The sequence below is a fragment of the Vibrio sp. D173a genome (genome assembly GCF_030248475.1).
Map to the genome: position 1 here is coordinate 1 of NZ_JAHGAH010000321.1, position 2405 is coordinate 2405.

Annotated in this window: 2 protein-coding genes; both read right to left on the reverse strand. The window is 41.7% G+C overall.

The window, feature by feature from the left end:
• Positions 1-208: 208 nt before the first annotated feature.
• Positions 209-1909, reverse strand: a complete 1701-nt coding sequence (locus tag KIV40_RS25110) for an ATP-dependent helicase (protein WP_285351929.1) — start codon at positions 1907-1909, stop codon at positions 209-211.
• Between the two features lie 5 nt (positions 1910-1914).
• Positions 1915-2346, reverse strand: coding sequence for a hypothetical protein (locus tag KIV40_RS25115; protein ID WP_285351931.1), 432 nt, complete (start codon positions 2344-2346; stop codon positions 1915-1917).
• Positions 2347-2405: the final 59 nt, after the last annotated feature.

Genomic DNA, 2405 nt, shown 5'->3' on the forward strand with positions numbered 1-2405 from the left:
AGAAGGAATGGGGCATTTTCTAGCTAGAAAATTCATCGGATGAAAATTCAACCAGAGAAGTTTTTTGATATTTATTTGCCAACGGTTTGCAAAATTAGCAAATAATCAATAGAGATCAGTTCACAAATCAAGACAAAAAAAGCCTCAGCCATTAGCTGGGGCTTTTTTAAAATTCGCTATATATGAACGGCTTAGTACTGCTATCCAGTTAAACCTCTTCAGGAATAGACACTCTCCGTCCAACCATTCCTAACTTAACCATATCATCCATAATACTGCCCATATGGGCATGAGTTGAGGGCCCAGTATGTTGCCTTCTTTTTGCGGTTGAAACTAACAGCCTTGACTTAGCCCTTGATAGCGCGACAAAGATTGTAGAGCGCTCTTCATCAAGTTTGCTGGAGTCATACCTGAACCCAAAGAATGGATGATCTTCAAACCCCAACAAGATCACAGCCTCGAACTCCGCCCCCTTACTCTTATGAATTGTCATCATTCGGATAGCGTTAACACCAGAGATCAAATCAACAGCTTCAGCCCATGACTCTGTCTTCAATCTGGCTTTTTCCAACCCATCGAGAACCCCGAGAACGGTTGCTTTCACAAAAGCCTGTTGTCCGTACTGACTCCAGGCGTGACCGAGGTATTTGAAAAAAAACTCATCGATGAAATGAGTAGTAACGTCTCGGATTTTCTCAGCGACAAAATCCTTATCTAGTAAAGCACCTCTTACGTTAGATATATAGGATAAGAGGCATCTTAGTTCGTACTCCTCATAGCGGTCGCAACCAGGGTGGCTATATAGGTAAAGCTCCCTCAGGCACTCCCAAGAAGATATATCCCTCGCTCTTGTGATTAACGTTAAGAATGAGACAACAATCTTCCCCAGAGGCTCTGAAAGGTGATCTTGCATGACAGATTCGTCATAGCTCAAAATACCATGTTTAAGCAATGCATTACTGATGTGGAAACCATAGTTGTTATTGGTATTGATTCGAAAGAGCACTGCTATATCATGGGGCTTAATTCCATCTTCATTGACCCACTGAGCAATCTTTCGTGCCAACTGTTCTGCTTCTTGCTCATCATCCTGATATACAAGCATTGAGTAATCATTTTGATTAAGTTCAGTGTTTTTAGTTTGCGGACTTGAGCTTTTATCACTCATTGGCCACCACAAAGAGCCTAAGCTATTTATGTATGCCTTAAGCTCGGGTGTTGCTCTAAAATTCGAATAAATAACTTTCAGCTCAGCATTAAAATCATGCTCGAACCGGTTAAAGCCATCAGGCAACGCTTTAGCGAACTTCATAATCGCCTGCTTAGAGTCACCAACAACCGTAACAACACTTTCCGTGTTACAAAACAGCGCTTTTACAAAGTCGTATTGGACACCATTTAAATCCTGAAATTCATCAATAAAAACATACTTATATGCAACCCGCAGTGAAGCCATAAGGTCACTAGATGTATTACAGATTTCAAGAGCGATTGACGTTATATGATCAAAGCTCAAACTCTTTGGGAAGTTGGAACCCCCATTCGTTACCTGATAGTCTGGACTGGGCTGTCTGTGCTTTGGCAATACGCACATAAGCCTATCCACGATGCTTTTTGTAAAAGCCTCAATTGTGAAGGAGTGAAACCTCTCAGATAATTCATCCCCACTCCGCTTTTGGACACGTTCTTTTAGATTCGAAGCCGATGCCCTCTTACGAGAGATCGATAGAATACTGAATGGCCATTCACAACGCTCTGTTTCTAATAGAAAACAGGCCTTCTGCGCTAGAATTTCAGTTTTTCCTGCCCCAGGACCAGCCCAAACTGCCAGGTTTGCATTACAGTGGATTATCTCTAGTGATTCATCATCAAAAACCAGGTTATCTTTGGGAACCCAAGCTTCATTCATAGCGCTTACTCCGGCAAAGAAGAGACTTCACTAATGATATGCTTTATCATTTCTTGGAAGCTTTCAGGGATCTTATTTCTGTTCTCATCCGACTCAAAATCGATCTCCTCAAGAGCACGAATGTGAGATACCGGCTTCCCTTTACTGCCTAAAAAGCGATAGCTGTACCACTTGAATGTCAGTTTATCTTTTTCTTCACTGTAAAAGGATTCAGCTATTGCCTTTGAGTAACTAGATTTCAAAACCACAGGCTTTAAGTTACCCCAAGCTTTCGGCCTCGGCCCCCTCTCCCCGTCATGTTTAACATTATACTGATCTGGAAAGGCGACTTGCATTGAGTAGTCCAAGTCCAAGGGAGTAGAGAAAAACACACCTTGCTCACCCAATATCTCCAAAGCTGTCTTTTCTTCGTCATTAATTTTATATTTAAATGTCATTGGATTACATAACGGGTCATCAAAGTTATCATGCGGCTGTATAAGCTAACTCCGATCAG

What these genes read in the sequence shown, in the direction of transcription:
- KIV40_RS25110 (WP_285351929.1), bottom strand. Translation starts at nt 1,909, where the DNA reads ATGAATGAAGCTTGGGTTCCCAAAGATAACCTGGTTTTTGATGATGAA.
- KIV40_RS25115 (WP_285351931.1), bottom strand. Translation starts at nt 2,346, where the DNA reads ATGACATTTAAATATAAAATTAATGACGAAGAAAAGACAGCTTTGGAG.